The 19,966-nt window shown below is 65.2% G+C and carries 16 protein-coding genes; all 16 read right to left on the reverse strand.

The window, feature by feature from the left end:
• Positions 1-618: 618 nt before the first annotated feature.
• A complete protein-coding gene (locus OG326_RS15195; RefSeq protein WP_327145275.1) occupies positions 619-942 on the reverse strand; it encodes a hypothetical protein in 324 nt (107 codons plus the stop codon).
• A 98-nt stretch (positions 943-1,040) separates the two neighbouring features.
• Positions 1,041-1,310 (reverse strand): hypothetical protein, encoded by a 270-nt coding sequence (locus OG326_RS15200; RefSeq protein WP_327145276.1) that lies wholly within the window; start codon positions 1,308-1,310, stop codon positions 1,041-1,043.
• A 127-nt stretch (positions 1,311-1,437) separates the two neighbouring features.
• On the reverse strand, positions 1,438-1,884 hold the full coding sequence (gene ssb / locus OG326_RS15205; protein ID WP_327145277.1) for a single-stranded DNA-binding protein: 447 nt from the start codon (positions 1,882-1,884) through the stop codon (positions 1,438-1,440).
• A 632-nt stretch (positions 1,885-2,516) separates the two neighbouring features.
• Complete coding sequence (locus OG326_RS15210; RefSeq protein ID WP_327145278.1) at positions 2,517-3,377, reverse strand: bifunctional DNA primase/polymerase; 861 nt, start codon at positions 3,375-3,377, stop codon at positions 2,517-2,519.
• A 79-nt stretch (positions 3,378-3,456) separates the two neighbouring features.
• Entirely contained in the window at positions 3,457-5,283 is a 1,827-nt protein-coding gene (locus tag OG326_RS15215; protein WP_327145279.1) for a ParB/RepB/Spo0J family partition protein, read from the reverse strand.
• A 158-nt stretch (positions 5,284-5,441) separates the two neighbouring features.
• A complete protein-coding gene (locus tag OG326_RS15220) occupies positions 5,442-5,648 on the reverse strand; it encodes a hypothetical protein (protein ID WP_327145280.1) in 207 nt (68 codons plus the stop codon).
• Between the two features lie 131 nt (positions 5,649-5,779).
• Positions 5,780-6,985, reverse strand: coding sequence for a hypothetical protein (locus tag OG326_RS15225; RefSeq protein ID WP_327145281.1), 1,206 nt, complete (start codon positions 6,983-6,985; stop codon positions 5,780-5,782).
• A 111-nt stretch (positions 6,986-7,096) separates the two neighbouring features.
• Positions 7,097-7,678 (reverse strand): hypothetical protein, encoded by a 582-nt coding sequence (locus OG326_RS15230; protein WP_327145282.1) that lies wholly within the window; start codon positions 7,676-7,678, stop codon positions 7,097-7,099.
• 46 nt (positions 7,679-7,724) lie between these two features.
• A complete protein-coding gene (locus OG326_RS15235; RefSeq protein WP_327145283.1) occupies positions 7,725-8,426 on the reverse strand; it encodes a hypothetical protein in 702 nt (233 codons plus the stop codon).
• 449 nt (positions 8,427-8,875) lie between these two features.
• Positions 8,876-10,321 carry an ATP-binding protein gene (locus OG326_RS15240; protein WP_327145284.1) on the reverse strand — a complete coding sequence of 482 codons (1,446 nt, stop codon included), beginning with the start codon at positions 10,319-10,321 and terminating at the stop codon, positions 8,876-8,878.
• Positions 10,318-11,271: a DNA-processing protein DprA gene (gene dprA, locus OG326_RS15245; RefSeq protein WP_327145285.1), complete on the reverse strand. Its 954-nt coding sequence runs from the start codon at positions 11,269-11,271 to the stop codon at positions 10,318-10,320. The genes OG326_RS15240 and dprA overlap by 4 nt, the downstream gene beginning before the upstream one ends.
• Positions 11,268-12,371 (reverse strand): DUF4192 domain-containing protein, encoded by a 1,104-nt coding sequence (locus OG326_RS15250; protein WP_327145286.1) that lies wholly within the window; start codon positions 12,369-12,371, stop codon positions 11,268-11,270. The genes dprA and OG326_RS15250 overlap by 4 nt, the downstream gene beginning before the upstream one ends.
• 585 nt (positions 12,372-12,956) lie before the next feature.
• Positions 12,957-14,465, reverse strand: a complete 1,509-nt coding sequence (locus tag OG326_RS15255) for a RelA/SpoT domain-containing protein (RefSeq protein WP_327145287.1) — start codon at positions 14,463-14,465, stop codon at positions 12,957-12,959.
• Positions 14,466-15,371: 906 nt separating this feature from the next.
• Positions 15,372-15,725 (reverse strand): YybH family protein, encoded by a 354-nt coding sequence (locus OG326_RS15260; RefSeq protein ID WP_327145288.1) that lies wholly within the window; start codon positions 15,723-15,725, stop codon positions 15,372-15,374.
• An 82-nt stretch (positions 15,726-15,807) separates the two neighbouring features.
• Positions 15,808-16,377: a maleylpyruvate isomerase family mycothiol-dependent enzyme gene (locus tag OG326_RS15265; RefSeq protein ID WP_327145289.1), complete on the reverse strand. Its 570-nt coding sequence runs from the start codon at positions 16,375-16,377 to the stop codon at positions 15,808-15,810.
• A gap of 194 nt (positions 16,378-16,571) precedes the next feature.
• Positions 16,572-19,922, reverse strand: coding sequence for a 3-carboxy-cis,cis-muconate cycloisomerase family FAD/NAD(P)-binding protein (locus tag OG326_RS15270; protein ID WP_327145290.1), 3,351 nt, complete (start codon positions 19,920-19,922; stop codon positions 16,572-16,574).
• Positions 19,923-19,966: the final 44 nt, after the last annotated feature.

Genomic DNA, 19,966 nt, shown 5'->3' on the forward strand with positions numbered 1-19,966 from the left:
TCATCGAAAATAGCGCGGAATGTAAACTTAAAAAAGACATTACCCGTGAGTAGCATTGGAAATGCAAGAGGTGTGTAGGAATGGAGAATAGAACCCATATGGGATCTGAAGAAACAGAATTTGGAGGGTTGCTGGGAATGGAGTGGGATGGAATCTTGGAAGTGAAGAAGAAGGTGATGAAAGAAACGTGAATGCGTGAGTAGCGCAGAGACCGCGCCGCCGGGACGGCCGGGCAGGAAGGGATGGTGCGGGATGACAGAGAAGCCGAATGCGCGCAGATGGGCGCGAGAGGTGACGGCGCGGCTGCTGGCCGAGCAAGCACGTGAGTTACGGGAGAACGAAACCGATCTGACCGAATTCCGCAAGCAGCACAGCCGATGGGAACAGGCGGCACAGCGGCGCGAGGCCGCGATCGCCACGGTGAATGCCCGCTACCGCCAGCGCGAGGCCGACGCCGAAACCGGCGCGGCAGCCGCACTGCGGCGGCTGCACACGCGAGGAATGGCGGAATCGCAACTGTGTGAGATCACCCGGCTGAGCCCGGCGCGGGTGCGGCGACTACTGCACCTGGGCCAGCGGCCAGGCTCCGCGGGGACCGTCAACGAAAGACCGGTCTCCTCAACGGGAGTCGGCGTCGAAGTCGATGAGCGTGGAGCGCGGGATGACGCGCCGCACACCCAGCAGACTGAACACACGCAGCGCCACCCGCGAGTCCCAGAACCCGTGCTTGAACGCCCACGCCCAATGCCCGAGCAGCCAGACCAGGACACCCAGAGCGAGCCATGGCAGCTGGGCGGGGATCGCCCGGGCGGGGGTCAGGACGATCGCGAGTAGTGAGTTGACAATGATGAAGAATCCGACCAGGCGGGCAAGGAACGGAAACACCCACCACAACAACATGGCGGCCAAGACGGCAAGGGCGGCAAGCCAGATCAGGCCCATGAGAACACTCCTAACGATGCGGCAGGTAGGGAGCGAGCTACCTTTGATTGCACGTCGATACCTACCGGTAGACACAGGAATCGGCAGAATCGGATCGATCAACGGCGGGTGGCCCACGGGGGACGGTCGTAGAAGCGGGCCCGCCCGATCAGTCGCTCTTCGTGCGCGCACAGGGCGTGGATATCGGCGGCATCGAGCAGGTCATCACGAACCTGAGTCAGCTCCTGCACCCGCTGTGCCAGTGCGCGGGTTTCGAATTCGGCCGTCCGCAGGCGGGTGGAGAGCACACTGATCAGCACGGGCCACACAGCGAGATCGTTGCGGGAAATTCGGGGTGCACGAAAGTGCGGGGTGTCGTGGGCGGGCATCGAAGCCACCTCCGAGCAGATTCGAGACGAAACCGAGTCCGCCCCACCGGCACACGGTGAGGCGGACTCGATGCTGCACAGCGGCGGTGCACCCTGCATGGCAGGGTGCACCGCCGCATACGAACGATCAGAAGTCGGGCTGGTCCCCGGCCCCGGCGGCTACCAGGGTGCGCTTGCCACGCCGCGCGGGTTGCTCCGGCTCCTCGGCCTCCTCAGCTGTCTGCACGGCGACCGTGGTGAACCGCACCGAGGCCGCGATGTCGTCGACCATGACCTCCGTGATCCACTGCGTGACACCGTTGCGGTCCTCGTAGCTGCGCTGCCGCAGCCGCCCGGTCGCGATCACTCGCGTGCCCTTGGACAAGCTCGCCGCGACGTGGTCGGCCATCTCGTTCCACACGACGCACCGCATGAACGCCGCTGCGCCGTCGCGCCATTCGTTCGAGGCGCGATCGTAGACGCGCGAATTCTGAGCCACGGTCAGGTTCGCGACGACCTGGCCGCTGGGCAACTGACGGTGGTCGGGATCTGCGGTGAGGTTGCCGACCACGGTGACGATGATTTCTCCAGACATGACAATGCACTCCTGAATGTGAAGGGATGAGGGAAAGCCAGACCGCCGCGCCCTCCGAAACCCCGATACGGAGAAAATCCGTGATCGGGTGCTGCCCCGGAGGGCTGGCGATCTGCGGCTTTGCCATCAGGGGTGGGCCGGGCCCCGCAGGGGCCGGCGGGGGTTCTGCGGCGCGGGATGGGGATCGCCGCGCTTTTTGCGGCGACCGGAGCGCAGCGCAGGCTCGTCCCCATGCCGTGCCGCAGGTTCATCGGCGGGAACCCGGCCCGCCCCTGATCCCCTTGGGGCAGATCGCCGGGACTCCGGGAAACACCCGATGCCCCACTCGCTTGCCGCCTCAATCGGACGGCACGAACAGGGAGTTGTTCCGATCAGCGAGTTTGTGGGGTGGCTGGTACTGGAGCTAGGTGATCGGCCTGATTCGGCGCGGGTGATCGCCGTCGCGCAACTCCCAATCGCCGTGCCTGTCGCAATAGGCGGTGCAGAGCCAGCGCCGGATCCCCCAGCGCTCCATATCGATCCATCGGGTCGCGGGATCCGTGCATCCCAGGTGGTAGCAACCGACGGTGCCGTCTGGCAATCGGTCGAAATGCTGCACGGTTCTCTTGCTGGTGCCTTTTCCCATGAGGTCCCTAACGGCTGTTGGTTGCGGTGGGCAGATGCCGGGGTCGGCGCGCGCCGATGGTGAGACCGCTGGTGATTGTTCGCTCGAGCTCGCGGGCAGTGAATTGGTATTGCCCGACGTGGCCTGCTGCTGCGGCGGCGAGGGCGTCATGAACGAGGTGCTGGTCGAGCTCTCCGCCAGCGACAAGACGGCCGAGAGTGACCGCCGCACGAAACAAGGCCGTGTTGCGCGTGCCGGGCATGGCAGCGGTGACCTTGCGGGTCTCGGCCTCGACAATGGCGCGCAGGTAAGCGTCCGGATAGGCCGGTGGCGCACCGGGATTCGCTGCCGAGGCGGGCGGAGGCGGGGGTGTGAGGAGCTGCAGGAGCCACGGGGGCAACGGGCTGGGATGGCGTGGGGTGAGAACTCGGTAGTCGCCGTCGCTGGTGCGGGAACCGGCAGCGAGGACGTATCCGCCATGACCGCGGGAATCGATCCCTGGTGCGATGAGGCCAGCGGTGTTGGGCAGACGCAGCCCGTCGGGAACTCGGTAGTAGAGGTGGCGGCCATTGTTCGGGGTGGCGACGGAGTAGGTGAGCAGCGTTGGGCGTGCACCGGTGCGGTTGGCGAGCCGATAGAGGGCAGCGGCGCCGTCGAGACCGTGATGGGTATCGAGATCGATGACGTGCAGGCCGCTGGGGCCGGTAGCGATACCGACGTTCTTCCGCGATTTCGCAGGCCAGAACTCTCTGATGCGTATCTCGTCGATAGTTGCTTCTTGGGGCCAGTTCTTGATCGCGGGGATTTTCGAGTGGGGTCGCAGGGGGAAGACGTACCAGCCTCGCGCTGCCGCGGCCAGGGCGGCGCCGAGGAATCGATTGGAGGACAACGGAACTCCTTCGCGAAATGCAGGGGCGGACAGGCTGCGGGGATGACCGGGGCCTGCCCGCCCGTTCGGGGTCAGTGGTTCAGGAGTCGATGTCGATGGTGTTCGGATCGATATCGCCGGCGGCGGCCTGCTCGACCGCGGTGAGGTGGTGGCCGTTGTCGGCGAGGAAGTGCAGGTATCGGCGCACGCCGCGGTCGGTGAAGCGCCAGGCGTCCTTGCCGGTGCGCTTCTCGTACGCGCCGAGCACCAGCCCCAAGGTGATCACTTGGCAGCGTGTGGGTTTGGCGGTGCTGATCGCGGTGAGCAGCTCCTTGCGCCACCCGGTGATGCCGAGCAATTCGTGGGCGGTGCGGTCGGCGTTGTACTCGTTGAGCAGCCCGGGTTCATCGGCGAGAGTTTCCGCGACGAACAAGGCCGCGAGCGGGGGAGGGGTCTTGCGGGTGAGGTAGCCGGTGACGAACTCGCGCCTCGCCTCGAGTGCGGCCTGGCCCTGCTTGTTGAGCTCCCGCACTCGCCGCGCGGCCTCGCGTTCCTGCTCCCGTCGTTCGTTCGCGACCCGTTCGGCCTCGGCGCGTTGCTCGGCAGCGGCCCGTGCGGCTTCTTCCCGCCGTTGGATGTCCTCGGCGGTCTCGACCTGCTGAGGCGCTGCCTCATAGGGCGTAGGAGAGCTACCGGATTCGTTGTCGCCGACGCGAATCTCATCGAGTGGTACCGCATCGGAGACGTCGTTGTCGTAGACGCTGCTGCCGGGGAGTTCGATCTCATGGTCGAAGTCGCTCGCGAGCGCGAACATGGATTCGTTCAACCGGTCGGCTCGCAGATAGCAGGTCGGTTCCCACACGGGCTGGCGCTGCACGCTGTCGGCGTGCCGCTTTCCTTCGACTGGCCCGGCATCGGGATGGTCCGTGGTGTCCCAGTCGACGGTGTCGGGGTCCACGCTCGCGCCGGTCTCGGCATCGACGAGGGCGTCGGTGTCGGTGGGAAACAGGTACACCACCCAGTCGACGGCGGTGGCGTGCAGATCCTCGGCGGTGATATCGCGGTTGTCGGCGGTGCGCAGCAGTTCGTAGTTGATGAACCGGTCGTTGGGCTCGGCGGGTTCGCTGGTGAGCACTCCGAAACCATGGGCGGCGTAGGACAGTGATTCGAGGAACCGTTGCCGCGCTTCGGCACGATCACCGGCGATCCGCTTGGCCTCGTAGGCGAACATGGCCCGGGAGGTGGCCAGCAGGCGCGCGACGGCGTCGGTGTCACCGACCTTTTCGTATTCGGCGAGGATCGCGGCCTGTTCGAAGTCCAGTTGCCCGGAATCGACTGCCCGGCAGGCAGTGTCGCTGGAGCCGACGCTCACGGCGAGCTTGACGTGATCGCGTTTGCGGCCGATCTCCTGACTGATACGGGTCAGTGACGCACCGAAGTCGAACATCTGCGTCATCCCGGCCGCGCGGTCACCGTCGGTCAGTGGGATGCGGCAGTCGTTGGCGTTGATCTGCTCGGCGATGCGGGTGATCGCCCGCTCGGCGGGCGATACCGCCGGAGCGGGTGTGACCCAGACCGGGACTTTCGGCAGGTCGAAGGCCAGCGCGGTGAGGACCCGGATCTGCCCTTCGATGACGGTGATCGTGCCATCGAGTTCCCGGTATGCCTTGACCGGTGTCTCGACTCCGCGGCGGCGGATCGAGTCTGTGACGTCGGGGTGGTCGCCGAGGTCGAAGGTCTTTCGGACATTGTCGTCGATGACCAGTTCGCGCGGCGGCAGCATCAACGCTTCCGGCGCGGGCGCCGGCGGATCGGCAGGGGCTTCGTCGACCGCGGCCGGTTCGGCCACGTCGGGTGTGTCGAGGGCAGCCTCGTCGAGGTCGGGGATGGGATTGGAGGTGAGAGCGGTGTCGATGGCAGTGGACATGAATCCGGGTCCTTTCGAAACAGAAAGGGCGGGTACCGGAATCGCGGAGATTGCGGTACCCGCCCGGGGGGGATGAGCCGAGGGAAGCGATGGCCTGTGGTGCCGCAATTGGCTGGAAACGGCCGGGTATCGACTGGTGGCGGCCTGCGGTAGAGGTGTCAGGTGCGTTTGCGGTTGGTGACATTGAGCGGGCACAACGCCCAGACGCCGTCGTCGGCGGGCGAGTACAGCCAGTGCTTGCCCGACCACCCGTTCGCATCACGCCGCCAGGTGGTGACCACCTGTTCGTCCAGATGCGATGCGGGACCGGCGGTCCCGAAATGGGCCGCCTGCTCGTACTCCTCACGGGACATGGTCTCGGTCATGGAAACAAACCTCCTCGGGAGAAAGAAAGGGTGAGACACCGAACGGTGTCTCACCCGAAGGGAATGGGTTGAACTGGAAAGAGTTACAGCAGTATCTGAATCAAACTGGTGTTGTGGCAGGGCAATTGGCGTCAGACCAGACTCATCGCGTGCAGGGCAAGGTCGTCCAAGGCGTTGGCGCGGTCGCCGTCGAGGATTGTCTGGGAGTAGCTGGTGACCGCGTTGGCGATGCCGGCGGCCGTGAGCTGGCCACCGGCGATGAAGTGCGAGAGGATCCCGGTCCGCTCGGCTTCGCTGAAACCCAGTCGCTTGGAGAGGGTTTCGAGGGTCTTGTCCGGTTGGGTGATCGGAGCGCCGGCAGCGTGTTCGAGTTCCTCGACCCGGGCGGCGAAGAACTCCGGTGACAACCATTCGGTGACACGGTCACGCGTTTCCGCGGTGATGACCGCGAGCTTCTTACGCAAGGTGTCCTGCGACCAGGACACCGCCCCGGCATCCAGGCGCTCGCCGAGATGACGTTGGGTGTGGGCGAACATGGGAATGGTCAGCCCGTTCCCGCAGATCTGCACCACCAGTTCCGGGGTCAGGCGGACGGCGTGGTGGCCGGTTTCGTCGTTGCTGAACCGGAATCCGGCGAACACCACCGGCTCGCTCCCGAGGTCGTAGCCCTGGCCCTCGCGTGCGGCCAGGGGCCGCCAACGGTCGAGATCGCCTGCGACACGCTGACGTTCGGCCTCCAACGCCGGGTTGGCGAACGCGCTGCGGTAGTTGGCCAAGAACCGCGGTGCCAGCGCCGACATCTGCGGACAGTACACCTTGCAGTGCATCGCGGAATCGGTCAGATCGCAGGCCCGGATCTCCGTGTCGGCCCCGGCATCACGGATGCCTTCGAGCACGGCCGCGAGCACATCGAGGTTGTCGATGATCCCGTACCGATCCGACACCAGAGCCCGCATGACACCGGGCCCATCCGGACGGGCCGGGGTGAACAACCGCAGCAGAAACGACCGCTCATCCGGTTCGGGCAGTTCGGTTCCGGTGGGTCCGTGCAGCCACCCGTTGACGTTGCCGTCATAAAGGTCCAGGCGTTCGCGTTCGCGTAACCGGCGCAGGTAGCGCACCGGGATACCGAGCTTGTCCGCGATCTGCCCATCGGCCGCACCGGTGGGCAGGTACAGGCCATCGACGCAGGCGACACCACGATCGTCGACGACCGGACCGACCCCGAACAACTCGATCATCCCGCCGGTGGCGCGAATCGAGGACGCGGACGCGACGACATCGACCTTCGCGGCCTGCTGCTGCTCAAGCAACGGCACCAGATCCTGCAACGACAAATGACGAGCGTAACTATCTACAGACACGAGAAATGGTTCCTTCCACAGGGATTGGATCAATGAGAGGTGGAGCAGAATGCTGTTGGAGTCGTGCATTGGCACCGCCGGCGTTCATGAACCGGTCTTGGTGCGCACGGCGGCCAGCAGCGCATCGGCCGCGTCGGCCGCACTGCGCGCGTGGCGGTAGCGCAGGCGGGCGATGTCTTTGCGCATCTCGGCCAATTCCTGTGCGCGCGAGGCACGGTCACAGCGCTGGGCAGCCTCGGTTTGCCGATACTGCGCGACCCGCAGGTCGGTCAGGAACCGGTGCGACAACGCGACCAGCACGGTGCGCACCGCCTGCTCGATATGGGAGGGCTGATCGCTGAGCAACCGCCCCACCTCGACGACCAGATGGCCGGGTTCGCCCAGGCACAGCATCGCCATTCCGGGCTGGTGATCGCTCCAGCTCGGATAGAACGCCGCGGTACTGACCGGCGCCCCGAGCCAGCGGCCGTGCACCGACAACCCGAAGAACCGGAACACGATCTTCGGCCGGCGCCCGTACTCGCCGTCACCGGGCACAGTGTGCTCGGCCATGTCGACGAACACTCGCCCGCCTACGGGGACCTCGTCGGTGGGTTCGATGGTGTAACAGGTGCCGTGATCGCGGGAGTTCTCGTAGGAATCCTCATGGAAAGAAAGAATGGACATAACGATCGAAATCCTTTCTGGTGGAGCGAGTTTCGATTGGGGACAGTCACTGCCCGGATGTAGCCGGCTCGGGCGTCCAGGACGCGAGGGGGTGGCCGGAGGCGAGATCGATGATCTCGATCGAATCGACTCTCTCGCCCAGTTCCCGGTTGTGCGCGAGGATCTGCTCCGAGGTCGGGGTATGCGCCGTGCACGCATGCGCGACGGTGAGGAAAGGGGCCATCGATCCACGGACGGTGACGCGGGTGACAGCCAGGACGCCTTTGCCGAAATGGTCGGCCAACTCGCAACGTGGCGGCAGTGCCACAACGACTTTCGTTCCGGCAGTGAGCTTGTGCAGCACGCGATCGCCGCGGGCGATCCACCACCTGCCTGCATGGCGGCGCACCACGAAGTCGAGCGGGAGCCGGGCGGTGAGCGCGCGGGCACCGTCGGCGGTGAGCAGGCCGGAGACCACGACGTGGACCTCGTCACCGCGATCGGTGACGGAGAACGCGGAATCGATCGTGTAGGTCGCGCAGCGGCGCTCGCGTCGACCGCTCGCGGCGTCGTTCGTGAGGGCCCCACCGGAGGAGACCCGGCGAGCCGGGCCGCCGAGTTCACTGCGCGCTGCCACGGCCAGTTGCGCCGACCAGCTCGATTCGGAGATCGGCGGATCATCGATCGAACGAGACAGCATGACGTGCAGCAACGAACCTTCCCGCTGCACGACCACGGTGCTGCCTTGCGGATTTCGGTATCCCGACATAAGAAATCTCCTTGGAAGTGAAGGGAATTCACCAAACTGATCCAGTCGGCCGCGAGATTCGGCCGTGCTGGAGGGGTGGTGGTGTGAGGGGTGGTGATCGGCTGGTGTGGGCCACGACGACATGCCCACGCCAGCCGACGACAAGGCGCCCAGGATCAACCCCACCCGCAACAGCACCGGGTGCTGATCGGCGCCGTCCGGGGTGTGGTCGGTGGGGCGCTTCACGCGGACACCGGCGGCGAGGGTGGGCGGTCAAGCCGTTGCACCGACATGCGGCGACACTGCTGTGACGGTTTACCCTGCCAGCGTGGCGCGGTGCGGCTTGACCGTCCGCGCCGCCGGTGTAGCGTGCGCCCGCCCCACCGACCACCCGGACGGCACGAAACAGTCACTTAGACAACCAATTACGGCATTCCGGTATGCGCCGTCAGATCACTGTCTTCGAGCGGTCAGACAGGACGACGTAAGCGCAACGCGTGTTCCAGATCGTCGGCCGCAGGCGAGGCCTCGCCACGCAGGTCGCACAGCGTCCATGTCACAGCCAAAACTGCCCCCGCTTGCGCAGCGGAAAGCGCCCCAGTCCGCGTGAGCTGGTCCAGCTCACGCAGCAGCGCCGATCGCACACCGAGAGCACCACGCAACGCATCGACCGGCACTCGCGCGTTGGTCAACACCCCGAGCCGAGACCACCTGCGTGCGGCGATCCGGCGCGCAGTGCACACCTGTTCTCGCCCGGTAAGCCTTGCCCGCGAAACCGTTTCGACCGCCCCCGGCTGGATGCGAACCCGCACATCGACGCAACCGTCCAGCTCCTCATGCGGCCACCGGAAACACACATGCGCACCCGATGGTGAGCGGTGACCGGTGTCCTCGCAGACACAGTCGTGACCGGTCAGCGCCAGCTGGAACTGGGCAGGGACGCCGAGTTGCCCACCATCGCCGAACCGGATGGCCCCCTCGCGCGTCAGCATGGCCAGCGCACGACCGAGCTTGGAATCCCAGTGCGGGAACTCCCGGCAGGCCAGCACTCCCCGATGGGCTCGTGCCGCCGCGCCGACCATATCGGCGGTGCCGAACACGGTGCGCCACGACGCGGAATGATGCAGCTCTCGCAGCGGCGGAGTCAGCGACAGGGGAGACACACACGTCACCTCGGTCCGGGCGCGCAGTTTCGTCGCGCCCAAAGCATCGCGACGAGACAACGAAGGAAGTAGCGCATGCAGATAGTGCACGGGCACCAAAGTCGGTGCATTTCCTGCGCCGGTGACGGCGAGATGATGCCCGCCGGCGGCACACACTTGCACCGCCTCCCGCACCCGCACATCAGCAGGCACACCCAGACGGTCACGCGGCTCGGGTGCGCGCAGATGCTGGCGGGGATCGGTGACCCAGGCCAGCACGGCCGAGAGCGTCGAGGCAGCAAACACCTCCACGCCCGCAGTGCGCGATAACCGATCCGTGTGCTCAGCAGGAACGACCACGCGGCTCAGACCGGCCTGCTGCACCATGCGTACCGCCTGCGCCAACCTGATGCGTGCGCTCATCTGGCCGTCGAGCCCGAGCTGCCCGATGAACACTGTATCGGCCAGCGCACGTGCGGGAATCGACCCGCAGGTGGCCTCGATCGCCACTGCGACCGCCAGATCCGACAGGTCGGCACGGCACTGCGCGGGGACGGGAGCGGAGATGACCAGTCTCCCATCCGGAAACTGGTGTCCGGCATTGCAGATCGCCGCCCGCACCCGATCCCGGGCCTCACACGTGATCCCGGTCGTAGCCGGTTCCAGTGCGGTGTCGAGCTGGGCGCTCACCGGCAGCAGCGTGCCGGAATCGTTGCCGCCCACACAGATCGACCACACTGGCACCGGTTCCGCGCTGTGCGCCACGCTCGTCATCGAATCCCTCCCTGCGGTGCGGGCGGCATATGCACGAACGGTGCGGTCATGCCGAGCGGCGGTCGCTCCAGCAGTGCCTGCCGGATGTCGGCTGCGCAGGTGACCAACCGCGCGTCCCCGTCGGTGATGAATCGGTGACAGCCCGCCGACGCCGCAGAGGTCACCGGCCCAGGAACCGCGAATACCGGGCGCCCGAATCGTTCGGCCCATCGCAACGTGGACGCTGTGCCCGAACGCAGCCCGGCCTCCACAGCCACTGTCGCTCGCGACAGCGCCGCGACCAACCGGTTACGGTCGAGGAAGCTCTGCCGCCGAACAGTCGTACCGGGCGGGTACTCGGTGAGGACGAGCCCGTTGTCGGCGATCGAGTCCAGCAGCCGGTCGTGCGCGGTCGGATACGGGCGATCGAGCCCGCACGGCATGACCGCCACCGTTATTCCACCCGCCGCGATCGCCGCCCTGTGCCCGGCGGCGTCGATACCGAATGCTGCGCCCGCCACCACGGTCCAGCCCGAACCGGCGAGATCACCGGCGATCTGTGTGGCGACATGGTTGCCGTACTCGGTGCTGGCTCGCGCTCCGATCACCGCGATCGCACGGTCGGTGACCTTCCGCAGCGACCGGTGCCCACGCACCCACAACGCCACCGGCACCACATCACCGACGTTGTCCGAGCACGACGGCAGGCACCCCAGCATCAGCGGCCACTCCGCATCCTCGGGAGTCACCAAACGGGCGCCGATTCGCTCCATCATGTCCAGATCCCGTGCGGCGGAATGCAAACCGCCGGCGCCGCGATCGAGGATCCGCTGATCCACCGGCAGATCACCCGATTGCAGCATCAGGGCTGCCTGACGGGGGCCGATCTGCTCGATCAGCGACACCAACGAGCCGCACGGACCTGATGCCGCGCGGGAGAGCAACGCCCAGGCCAGACGATCGACACTCACCGCAGGACCTCCATCCCGGACTCGGTGGTGGCGATACCGATATCGACGCGCAGATCCGCGGCGGCCTCGATACCGGCGCGCACGAGCTTGTTCAACCGCGCCGGCGGCATCGCCGTCTGCAATCCGACATCGAGCAGCATCGCCATACGATGCTCGGGATCACAGGCGAGCGCCTGCTCCAGAGCGATCCCGGCCAACACGCCGTCGCCCCGCAGATACGCGCTGAACCCCAGCAGCATCGACGATTCGGCCCGATCCGGATTAGGCAGAGCGCGCGTCAGCACACCCCACAGTTCCTCCGCGGCCCGCGCATGCGCACCGCCCGCAACACCGAACATTGCATCGCGCACAGCGGTATCACGCAGTGCGACAGCGACTTCAGCGATCGCGTTCGGCGTGATATCGACCAGGTCCCTGGCGTGGGTGATGACCGACATCACCCGCCACAACGCCATCCTGCTGTAGGCATCGGGATTGTTGATCTCGATCGCACGAGCAAGCCGCCGCTGTGCCTCAGCGGCCACAGCAGGCAAGGAGGCGACCACCTGTTCCAGAATCGCCTTGTCGGCGGCGATCGAATCCGCCAGCTCCTCCCGCGACGAGCGCAGCGCGAGACCATCGAAGACTCGAGTCGCCGCAACCTGTGACGCCGACGGGTCCGGCTGAAGACCATGGGACCCAGGAGAGCTGATGTTCCACCATTCAGCGGCATCGCCGATCCGGGAAACCCCCCATGCACCCGCAAGAACGACATCGCAGCCGGCCAGACGCTGCTGCAGGGCATCGACCAGCGGGCGGTGATCAGCAGCTCCGGGCTCATGACCGTCGGGTCGGGAGACGCGGTCATCGACGATCACCGCCAGCGCAGCGATCGCACCGGAGCGACCGCACACGTTCGCAATGCGCTGCGGCAGTTGCGAATACTGATCAGCGGCGCTCGGCAGATCCAGACGAGCGCAGAGTTGCACCTCGTGCGTGCGGTCCGGTTCTTGTCGCAGTAGGGCAATCACCAGCGACCGCTCGGGGACGAATCCCAGCATCGCGGGCACGGCGGCAATGAACTGACCGGGGTTCTTGAGCACAATGTCGGACGAAGACATAATCGGACTCCTCAACAGGACAAGCCCGAAAAGCGCAGTGCGACAACCCAAATATCGATAGTCGCGCCGCGCCTTCGGGGCGGTGGGCGCAACGCGTAAACACCGGCGGCGTCAGTGGGCGGTCAAGCCGAGAACCCCGCGACCGGTCCACAGTCGAATTGTTGGCTCGCAGGATGTGCGGCACACGCGGCTTGACCGACCACGCCGCCGGTGTAGCGTGCGCACGCCTACCGCCCCGAAGGCCTAAGCGCACTGATAAGACCGTCTTCTCCTCGATACCTGTGATGTCGGCGCGCTGCGTACCCGGTTGTCTGCTGCAGTGAGATATCCAGTCGTGTAAGGAGATTCGTCTTGGCCCATCGCTTACCTGGCACGTACGTCAATGTGGACATCGCAAAGAGCTGCCTGACTTCACACCGCAGGAGCGGGCTGCAGAGGAACTCGGCCGGGTGGTCGAGTTACACGGGGCAAACACCTGTCGCACCCAGTAGAAGGGATTCTTTCCAGTGTCTAGCAACGCTCAGCCGCGAAGTCTGTGACATGGGCCGATGTCGGAAGTCGATCCGCCATACTGGTTTTGGCCGATTATTCCTCGGCTTGCGTCCCTGGCTGTTTGACGGTCTCAGTGGAAGCTGCATCACCTGTTGCTGGCTCGCCAGGATCCACAGCCGAGGGTGCCTCGACAAGTAGGTCGCCCGCCCGTGTCACGCTCCAACCGGACCCGGTCGCACGTCCCATCAGCGTTTTCAGGATTTCCTCGGCCCATGGCCGGGAGAGGTTGGTTGCGACCTGGAGTTCGCCGCCGGGCATCGACACAGCGACGGGTTTGGCGGAAATTTTTAGCTCGTCGACATCGAGCGCGATTGCACTTTCAATGAGCGCCGCATCTATGCCGAGGTCAGTTGCAACCATTTGGGCGAGATCCCGTACTGCACGTGCCGCAGGTACGGCGGGCCGAATCGTTTCGCCGTTGTGGATCGAGTAGATGGCATATTTGCCTCGTACCTTGCGCAAACGGAGCCTGAGGAGTTGCTGACGGTCATCGCTGGGTGCATCCTCCACGTAGCGCTCGGTAAATGCCGTGAGCAGCTCGTCGTCGAGGCGGCGCGCACCGGTCGGCGTGACCGGATACTCCATAAGACTGAATACGTCGTCGGACTCAATCTGTGCGAGTGTCGATTTCAGGCGTCCGATTGAACGGACGCCCAGTCGGTCGAGGTTCGAGATCAGCTCTTCCACTGCGGCGTTCTCACCGACGTCGTACTTTGGGAAACGTTGCTCGACCAAGCTGCGGAGTGTGTCTGTGGAGAGGTCCTGGTCATCGCCAGTGTCGTTCTTGGAGTCGCCGACTTCATTGGTCAGTTCATCGGGATCCACGGGCGATGTGCTGTCGTCCTCCTTCGCCATCAGCCCTTCGATCCGGTCGAATAACTCGTCCATGAACCGACGCAAGCCGCCTGCTTCGACGAAGAACTGGTCCACTTGGTCGCGGTCGTTCTTCGATAGCGCCTGGTATCCCTGAGACTTGTATCTGATGTCGTGCTCGTACTCCGCCCAGGCGTGAGCTGCGACGCTTCGGAGCTGAATCTCCAGGCCAGGATATGTCTCCAGGTATTTTGCCAGCGCTTTATAGCGGGTCTTCAGTACGTCATTGGAGATTTCCTTGACGATGACGTGAACGCTGTCGTAGCCGTTGTGCTTCTCGTCGCCTGGGTTGAACGGGGCGCCGGCAGTGACCCGCCGGGTGATCTGGTCAGCAAAGTCATTCCGAGCCTGCGAGGTATACAGGATCGCCCGCGCGGCGATGCAATCCTGGATACCCGTCTCCGCATCCTTCGGATCAGGGTACTTCACCGCTCCGTCCTCAAGCTTCTTCAGGGACTTGTCCTGGTAAGAGGCCAAGGTCTTGGCACGCGCTTGAATGGTGTGGACTGTGATGGACGCTTCGTTGGCTATGTCCGCGAGGAAGCGCTGCAGCTCTTCAGCAGCTTCTGCCAGATGAGCATGGTCGTGTGCATACGCCCAGAGGTGGTTCGGGACCAGCGCATGGTGGGAGTCCTCAGCGAACACGTCGGGCGTCGTGGTTCCAGTCACCGCTCAATCGTGCCACCTAAACGATCACGATTCATGACACAAACGGTGAGCCTGATGAGGTCTCCGCTCCTGTGCAGGCCGAAGCCAGATTGCGAACGCTGCCCGAAGCGTAAGAGTGGGCTCGTGACCAGGTTTGCAGAGTCGACAGGTTGTCCTAATGCGGGGTCCGTCGCATGTCGATGTGGCGTACTGGGCACCTGTCGATGAATAAAGGATCGATTGCCGGGAATGTGCTGAGACCAGAATCTCGTTGGTTTGTTGCATCCCGACGCGCCGACGAGGTTCTGGTCTGAAGCATCATGATCGGCCATATCGACTGACCGGAAAGTAACCGGAAACTCGCGCCATAGCATGGCATCGGATACCACGAGACGCCCTCTCGCCCCGTTTGGCGGTACATAAAGCGCCTGATCCAAGCCAGAATTTTCCATATGGCCGATTACGGGATAAGCGAATTTAAGCTCACAACCCAGAGGTCGCAGGTTCAAATCCTGGCCCAGCTTACTAGGCGGAACGGCCCGGGACACCATCTGGTTCGGGCCATTTTCGTGTTCATTTGACATCGCGTTCGGCATCATTTGCCAACTCAGTTTCATGGGTTCGATGCCGGCGCTGGGGTTCTGTGGCGTCCCAACATGTATGCGACGGCGCGAGTGGGTGCATCCTCGTCTTGGCCGGGCAGGACGTGAGCGATCAGGGCTTGGTCGAGGAGCCGCAAGGAGCTTCGGGGCAGCCCCTCTGTCGGGCAGGTACATACAAGTTTGGAAATACGAAATATGTTGTTCCCATTCATGTTTGGGCGGACAACGCTTAGTGTTGACTGTCGCCTCCCATGCACCACCTATGCCCACCCCGGCGACCTGGTCCTGGACCCGATGTGCGGCACCGGCGCTACCTTCACCAGGATCAGGACACCAGCATCGGCCGGTCGACCGCCCACAGCCACGACCCGTCAGGTTGGCGCCGCGCGACCTCGACCGACACCGAACCGGTGGTCGACGTGGTCGCTGTGAGGGCCAGGTCGCCGTTCACCAGTGCCGGATGTTGCCTGCCCCGCTCGAGGACCGGCGCGGCGGCGATGAGCTGCTCGAAGACCTTGCGGATTTCCGCATGTCCGGTCACGAAGGTGCCGGAGGGAAACTCAAGTACAGCGTCGGGCTCGTACAACGCCACCAATCCGTCGAGGTCGCCCCCATTCACGCGCTCGAGGAAGTATCGGCCGAGATCGTTCGGCTCGGTGGCAACTTGTTTGTCGGTCATACTGATGAGGCTCCCAACGGATACGACAGGTTGTGTGTTTCTCGGCGTTCGCTAGCGGCGCGGCGAGCGGTTGTTCGAACTTTCAGCGTGTGCGTCCGGACAAGCTGAGTACGGACGCGAATTCGCCTGTGTCGTTGGCTGTTTCGGTGGCCGAGTCGCTTGCCTGCGGGGTCGCGCGCAGGACAGTGGTTCGTAGGACGCGCTGGGCGACGTCGCGGGCCGGTTGATAGGGAAAGCCCAGGGCCTGAGCGACATCCCAGGTGTGGATGACGGTATTGCGGATCTGTTCCTCGTACAGGGTTGCGATGTCGGCGGCTGCAGGGAACCCCGGGACCTGGTAGCGCCGGCTCGTGTCGGTCGTGGCGGTGAACGCGTTCTCCATGAGCTGGGCGGAGTGCCGGTACCCGGCTTCGAGTTCGACACTGCCGTAGATCGGGTCTACGCGGGTATCCAGGGCTTGTCGGTCGTGCGGGCCGGTCGGCTGCGGGATCGGCCGGTCGCCGAGAACAGCGGCGATGTTGTTGTGCTGGTCGAGCAGATGCAGATACAGATCGCCGATGTCACGGGTGGAGTAGGGCACCGGGCTACTGAGGTCGCTGTGGGTGACTTCGGACAGGAATGTCGCGAAGTCCTCGGTCAGGGTGTGGAGCATGGATACGTCCACTTCGTGTTCTCGCTTCCACTGTCGCTGGTCGCCACATCGCGGTTGGGACCGGGGGCGCGCCAGGTTACGGGGGCATGCCGGGGGGGTCGGTGGTATTGAGCGTGTTGAGCACCGGCGGTAGATCCTCTACCACGGTAGACGATTGAGCGAAGGATGTCCACGCCCCGGCGCACGCCAACCGATTACTGACGCTGAACCTGGCGGGCACGATCAATGATCCGATCGACCAATTGTGGTGCGGCGCCCAGATAGTCCTCCGGGCGCAACAGCGCGGCCAGCTCCGTCGCGGTGAAATGGGCGCGGACAGTGGCATCTTCGGCGAGTACGTCCACCAGTTCCCGGCCACCGCTGTACGCTTCGAACGCGGCCGCCTGCAGGGTCTTCTTCGCGACGGACTTCCCCAGCAGCGGGGCCAGCCGGATGGACAAGCGTTCGGACACGATCTGGCCCTGTGTCAGTTCGAGATTCGCACGCATGCGGCCGACATCGGCGGTTAATCCTTGAGCGAGTTCGACTGCGGTATAGGCGGCGCCGCCGACGAGCAGCAGGCACTCGCGCAATGGTTGCCATTCCGAATGCCATGCGCCGGCTGGACGCTCGTCCTCGGCCAGCATGGCGGCGAACAGCGTGGAGGCCAGCGCCGGAACCTGGAGCGCGGCGGCACGAATTAGTGTGCTGAGCGCGGGATTTCGCTTCTGGGGCATCGCGGAGGAGGCGCCGCGTCCGGCGGCGGCCGGTTCGTGGAGCTCTACGACTTCGGTCCGCGCCAGCGTGATCACGTCGAGTGCGACCTTGCCCAGGGCGCCGGCGGTGACGGCCAAAGCGGCGGCCAGATCCGCGATCGGTGTCCGGACGGTGTGCCACGGCGCGATCGGCGCGGTCATCGACAGTTCCGCGGCGAACTCGCCGGTCAGCATGTCGTAGATCTGCCCGGCGTCGGCGGTGGCCAAATCCGGTGCGCCCAGGCGTGCGCATTCCACGTAGGACGCGAAAGTGCCTGCGGCGCCGCCGAGCTGCACCGGTAGGCCGGTGCGGAGGGTCCGGTCGAGGCGGTCACGCGCCCCGATCAGCGCGTGTATCCAGTTCGCGACCTTCGCGCCCAAGGTCGTCGGGACCGCGTGCATGGCCAGCGTGCGCCCGGCGACCGGGGTGTCGCGGTGGGTGTGGGCGAGCCGTGCCAACGCGTCGATCGTCGCGTTCACGTCGGCGATGATCGTGCTCACCGCCCGGCCGGCGATCAGCATGGTCGCGGTGTCGAAGATATCCTGGCTGGTCGCTCCCCAGTGCACGTACTCCGCATTGACCGGATCGATCTGCGCGACCACGCGATGGAGTTCTTCAACGAAGGCGACGACGGGATTGGCCGCCCCGCGTGCCGCGTGCGCGATGGCTCGAACATCGAGGTGATGCTCCTGTAGCGCCCTCGCCATCCCTTGTGATGCGCCTGCCGGGATGACGCCCAGGCGTTCCTGGGCGCGCGCAAGTGCCAGTTCGACGTCCACCATGGCGTCGATCCAGGCGTCGTCGCCGAGCCGCTGCGCGATCGGCACGCCCGCACGCACGGGTGCGAGCAGACCCAGGTCGTGTGACATGTTTTCGATCCCTTCGATGGGTGTTGCTGTCGAGAGGCGGTGGGCGGCAAGGATCGCGCGTGCGATGCGATCGCCGTCCGCGAGCGTCACGGAATTGACGCCGGGGCGTGGTCCGGCGGCGGTGACCCAGTGCACCGCTTCGGTCGGCACACCGAAGACGTGCCGACGCGGATGTGCTCGCCCGTCCGCACGCACCGTGACGTGGACGTCCCGAGTGACCTCGATACCGCCCGTACGGTAGTTTTCGCCGCCTGGGTTGGTGATGGCGTAGCTGCGAATGTCTTTTCGGCGCAACAGGTTACGCAGCAGTGGGTCGCTCGTGGTGGCCAGATCCGGTGTGGGCAGCCATGCGTCGATCAGGCGGCTCGCGGTGGTGGCGGAGCCGCTGACGCGCGGGGAATGTGCGACGAAGAGCCCGAGGTGTTCGTCGATGTGGACATCCATCTCGGGTCCGAGGACGCGTACCACGCCCGCACGGATGAGACCGGCCAGTTCGGCAACGCGCCGCGCCGGCGGCCCGATGGAGAGGAACGCGTTGACCGGCGTGTACCAGCGGTCGAGGTCGTCGCGATACGAGTCCCCCGCGAGACCGCCGTGATCGACGATCAGCCGAATCTCGTTGCGCAGGTCACGCAATACGTCCAGCGCCGCCTTGACCGGCCCGCGCACGTTACCCAGTTCCGCATGCCGAACATCGGCGTCGAGGTAACTGAGCAGCCAGTCATGGAAGTGCCCGGGACCGCAGAAGTTCAATCCGCGGGTCGGGTCGATGAGCGCGTCCCAATCCCAGCGGTCGCTGGGAGTGATTCCGCGGCGGTCCAGTTCTATGTGCAGTTCGCGTTCGGTCGGCGCGTGTATGAGCTGATGCCGGAACGCCCGCAGGTCCTCAGCGGCGGTACGCTCGGCGACCAAGGTGCTGTAATAGACCGCTTCCACCTCGCGTGCTATCAGCGGCCAGACGTGCCGGCGAAACGACAGATCACCCGAATGCTCTGCGCGCGAGCGGAACTCGTCAATGCCGTCCGCGGTGAGTAGCGTGGGAACGTGCCGCCCGTCGACCCCCTTCTGGTTCTCACCGCGCGCGTGGTGGGGCACGCCGCGGCGGCTGCCGGCCACAATCAGGGGTTCATGGCCGGACGACTGGTATTCGAGCGATTCGCCCTCGGACCGGAATCGGCCCCCGCGGCCGGTGGTGAGCAGCGCCATGTAGTCGAAGAATGTCAGCCCGAGCCCTCGAATGATGATCGGTTCGTGAGCGGGGATGCGATCGAGGCACACATCGGCGGCATTCGCCGCAGCGATGTAACTCAGTCCGAGGCGGAGGGCTCGGCGGCCCATCGAGCCCTCCGACGTAGCGGTCGTGGGGGCGATGTGTCCTTGGGCCAGAACTACCGCGTGCAGGCCGCCTATCTGGCTCCCGTCGGCGAGGCGGAGTTCCTGCAGCCCGGACGGCTCATCGCGAAGATCTGTCGCGGTGGCGGTAATCTCGTGCGCGCGTATATATCTCGCGTTCCGGTCACGGAAGTGCTCGTAGGCCCAGCGCAGGTAGTGGCCGTAGGTCGCACGGGTCGGATAGGAGTCGGGGCCCAGGGCGCAGCATTCGCCGAAGACCGCCGTGGGTAGTCGCGCGAAATTCCCGGTGGCGCGCAGCCGACAGGCCCATTCGTACACACTCGGCCCCGCGACGACGGGGCCGAGCATATCGACGGAGTGATCGGTGAAGGCGGTGATCTGCGAGGCCACCGTATTCATCAGCAAATACGGAGACTGTTCGGTACGCCAGACCGCGCCGGTACCGACCCGCATCGAATCGACGAGGTAGATCTCGGCGCCGAACCGATGTTCGCCGAGATTGGCGCAGATCCGTTCGAAGACATTGAGTCCTCGGGGGCCGACGCCGACTATCGCGACGCGCAACACCTCGACCGCTGATGACCGCACCTTGGTGTACCTACGCTTTCCTTGCTCGCTGCCACTGTCGCAGT

The sequence above is a fragment of the Nocardia sp. NBC_01327 genome, assembly GCF_035958815.1.
GTDB lineage: Bacteria > Actinomycetota > Actinomycetes > Mycobacteriales > Mycobacteriaceae > Nocardia.

Coding starts and splice junctions, on each gene's coding strand:
- OG326_RS15195 (WP_327145275.1), bottom strand. CDS start 942: ATGGGCCTGATCTGGCTTGCCGCCCTTGCCGTCTTGGCCGCCATGTTG.
- OG326_RS15200 (WP_327145276.1), bottom strand. CDS start 1,310: ATGCCCGCCCACGACACCCCGCACTTTCGTGCACCCCGAATTTCCCGC.
- ssb (WP_327145277.1), bottom strand. CDS start 1,884: ATGTCTGGAGAAATCATCGTCACCGTGGTCGGCAACCTCACCGCAGAT.
- OG326_RS15215 (WP_327145279.1), bottom strand. CDS start 5,283: ATGTCCACTGCCATCGACACCGCTCTCACCTCCAATCCCATCCCCGAC.
- OG326_RS15220 (WP_327145280.1), bottom strand. CDS start 5,648: ATGACCGAGACCATGTCCCGTGAGGAGTACGAGCAGGCGGCCCATTTC.
- OG326_RS15230 (WP_327145282.1), bottom strand. CDS start 7,678: ATGTCCATTCTTTCTTTCCATGAGGATTCCTACGAGAACTCCCGCGAT.
- OG326_RS15235 (WP_327145283.1), bottom strand. CDS start 8,426: ATGTCGGGATACCGAAATCCGCAAGGCAGCACCGTGGTCGTGCAGCGG.
- OG326_RS15240 (WP_327145284.1), bottom strand. CDS start 10,321: ATGACGAGCGTGGCGCACAGCGCGGAACCGGTGCCAGTGTGGTCGATC.
- OG326_RS15250 (WP_327145286.1), bottom strand. CDS start 12,371: ATGTCTTCGTCCGACATTGTGCTCAAGAACCCCGGTCAGTTCATTGCC.
- OG326_RS15260 (WP_327145288.1), bottom strand. CDS start 15,725: ATGACCGACAAACAAGTTGCCACCGAGCCGAACGATCTCGGCCGATAC.
- OG326_RS15265 (WP_327145289.1), bottom strand. CDS start 16,377: ATGCTCCACACCCTGACCGAGGACTTCGCGACATTCCTGTCCGAAGTC.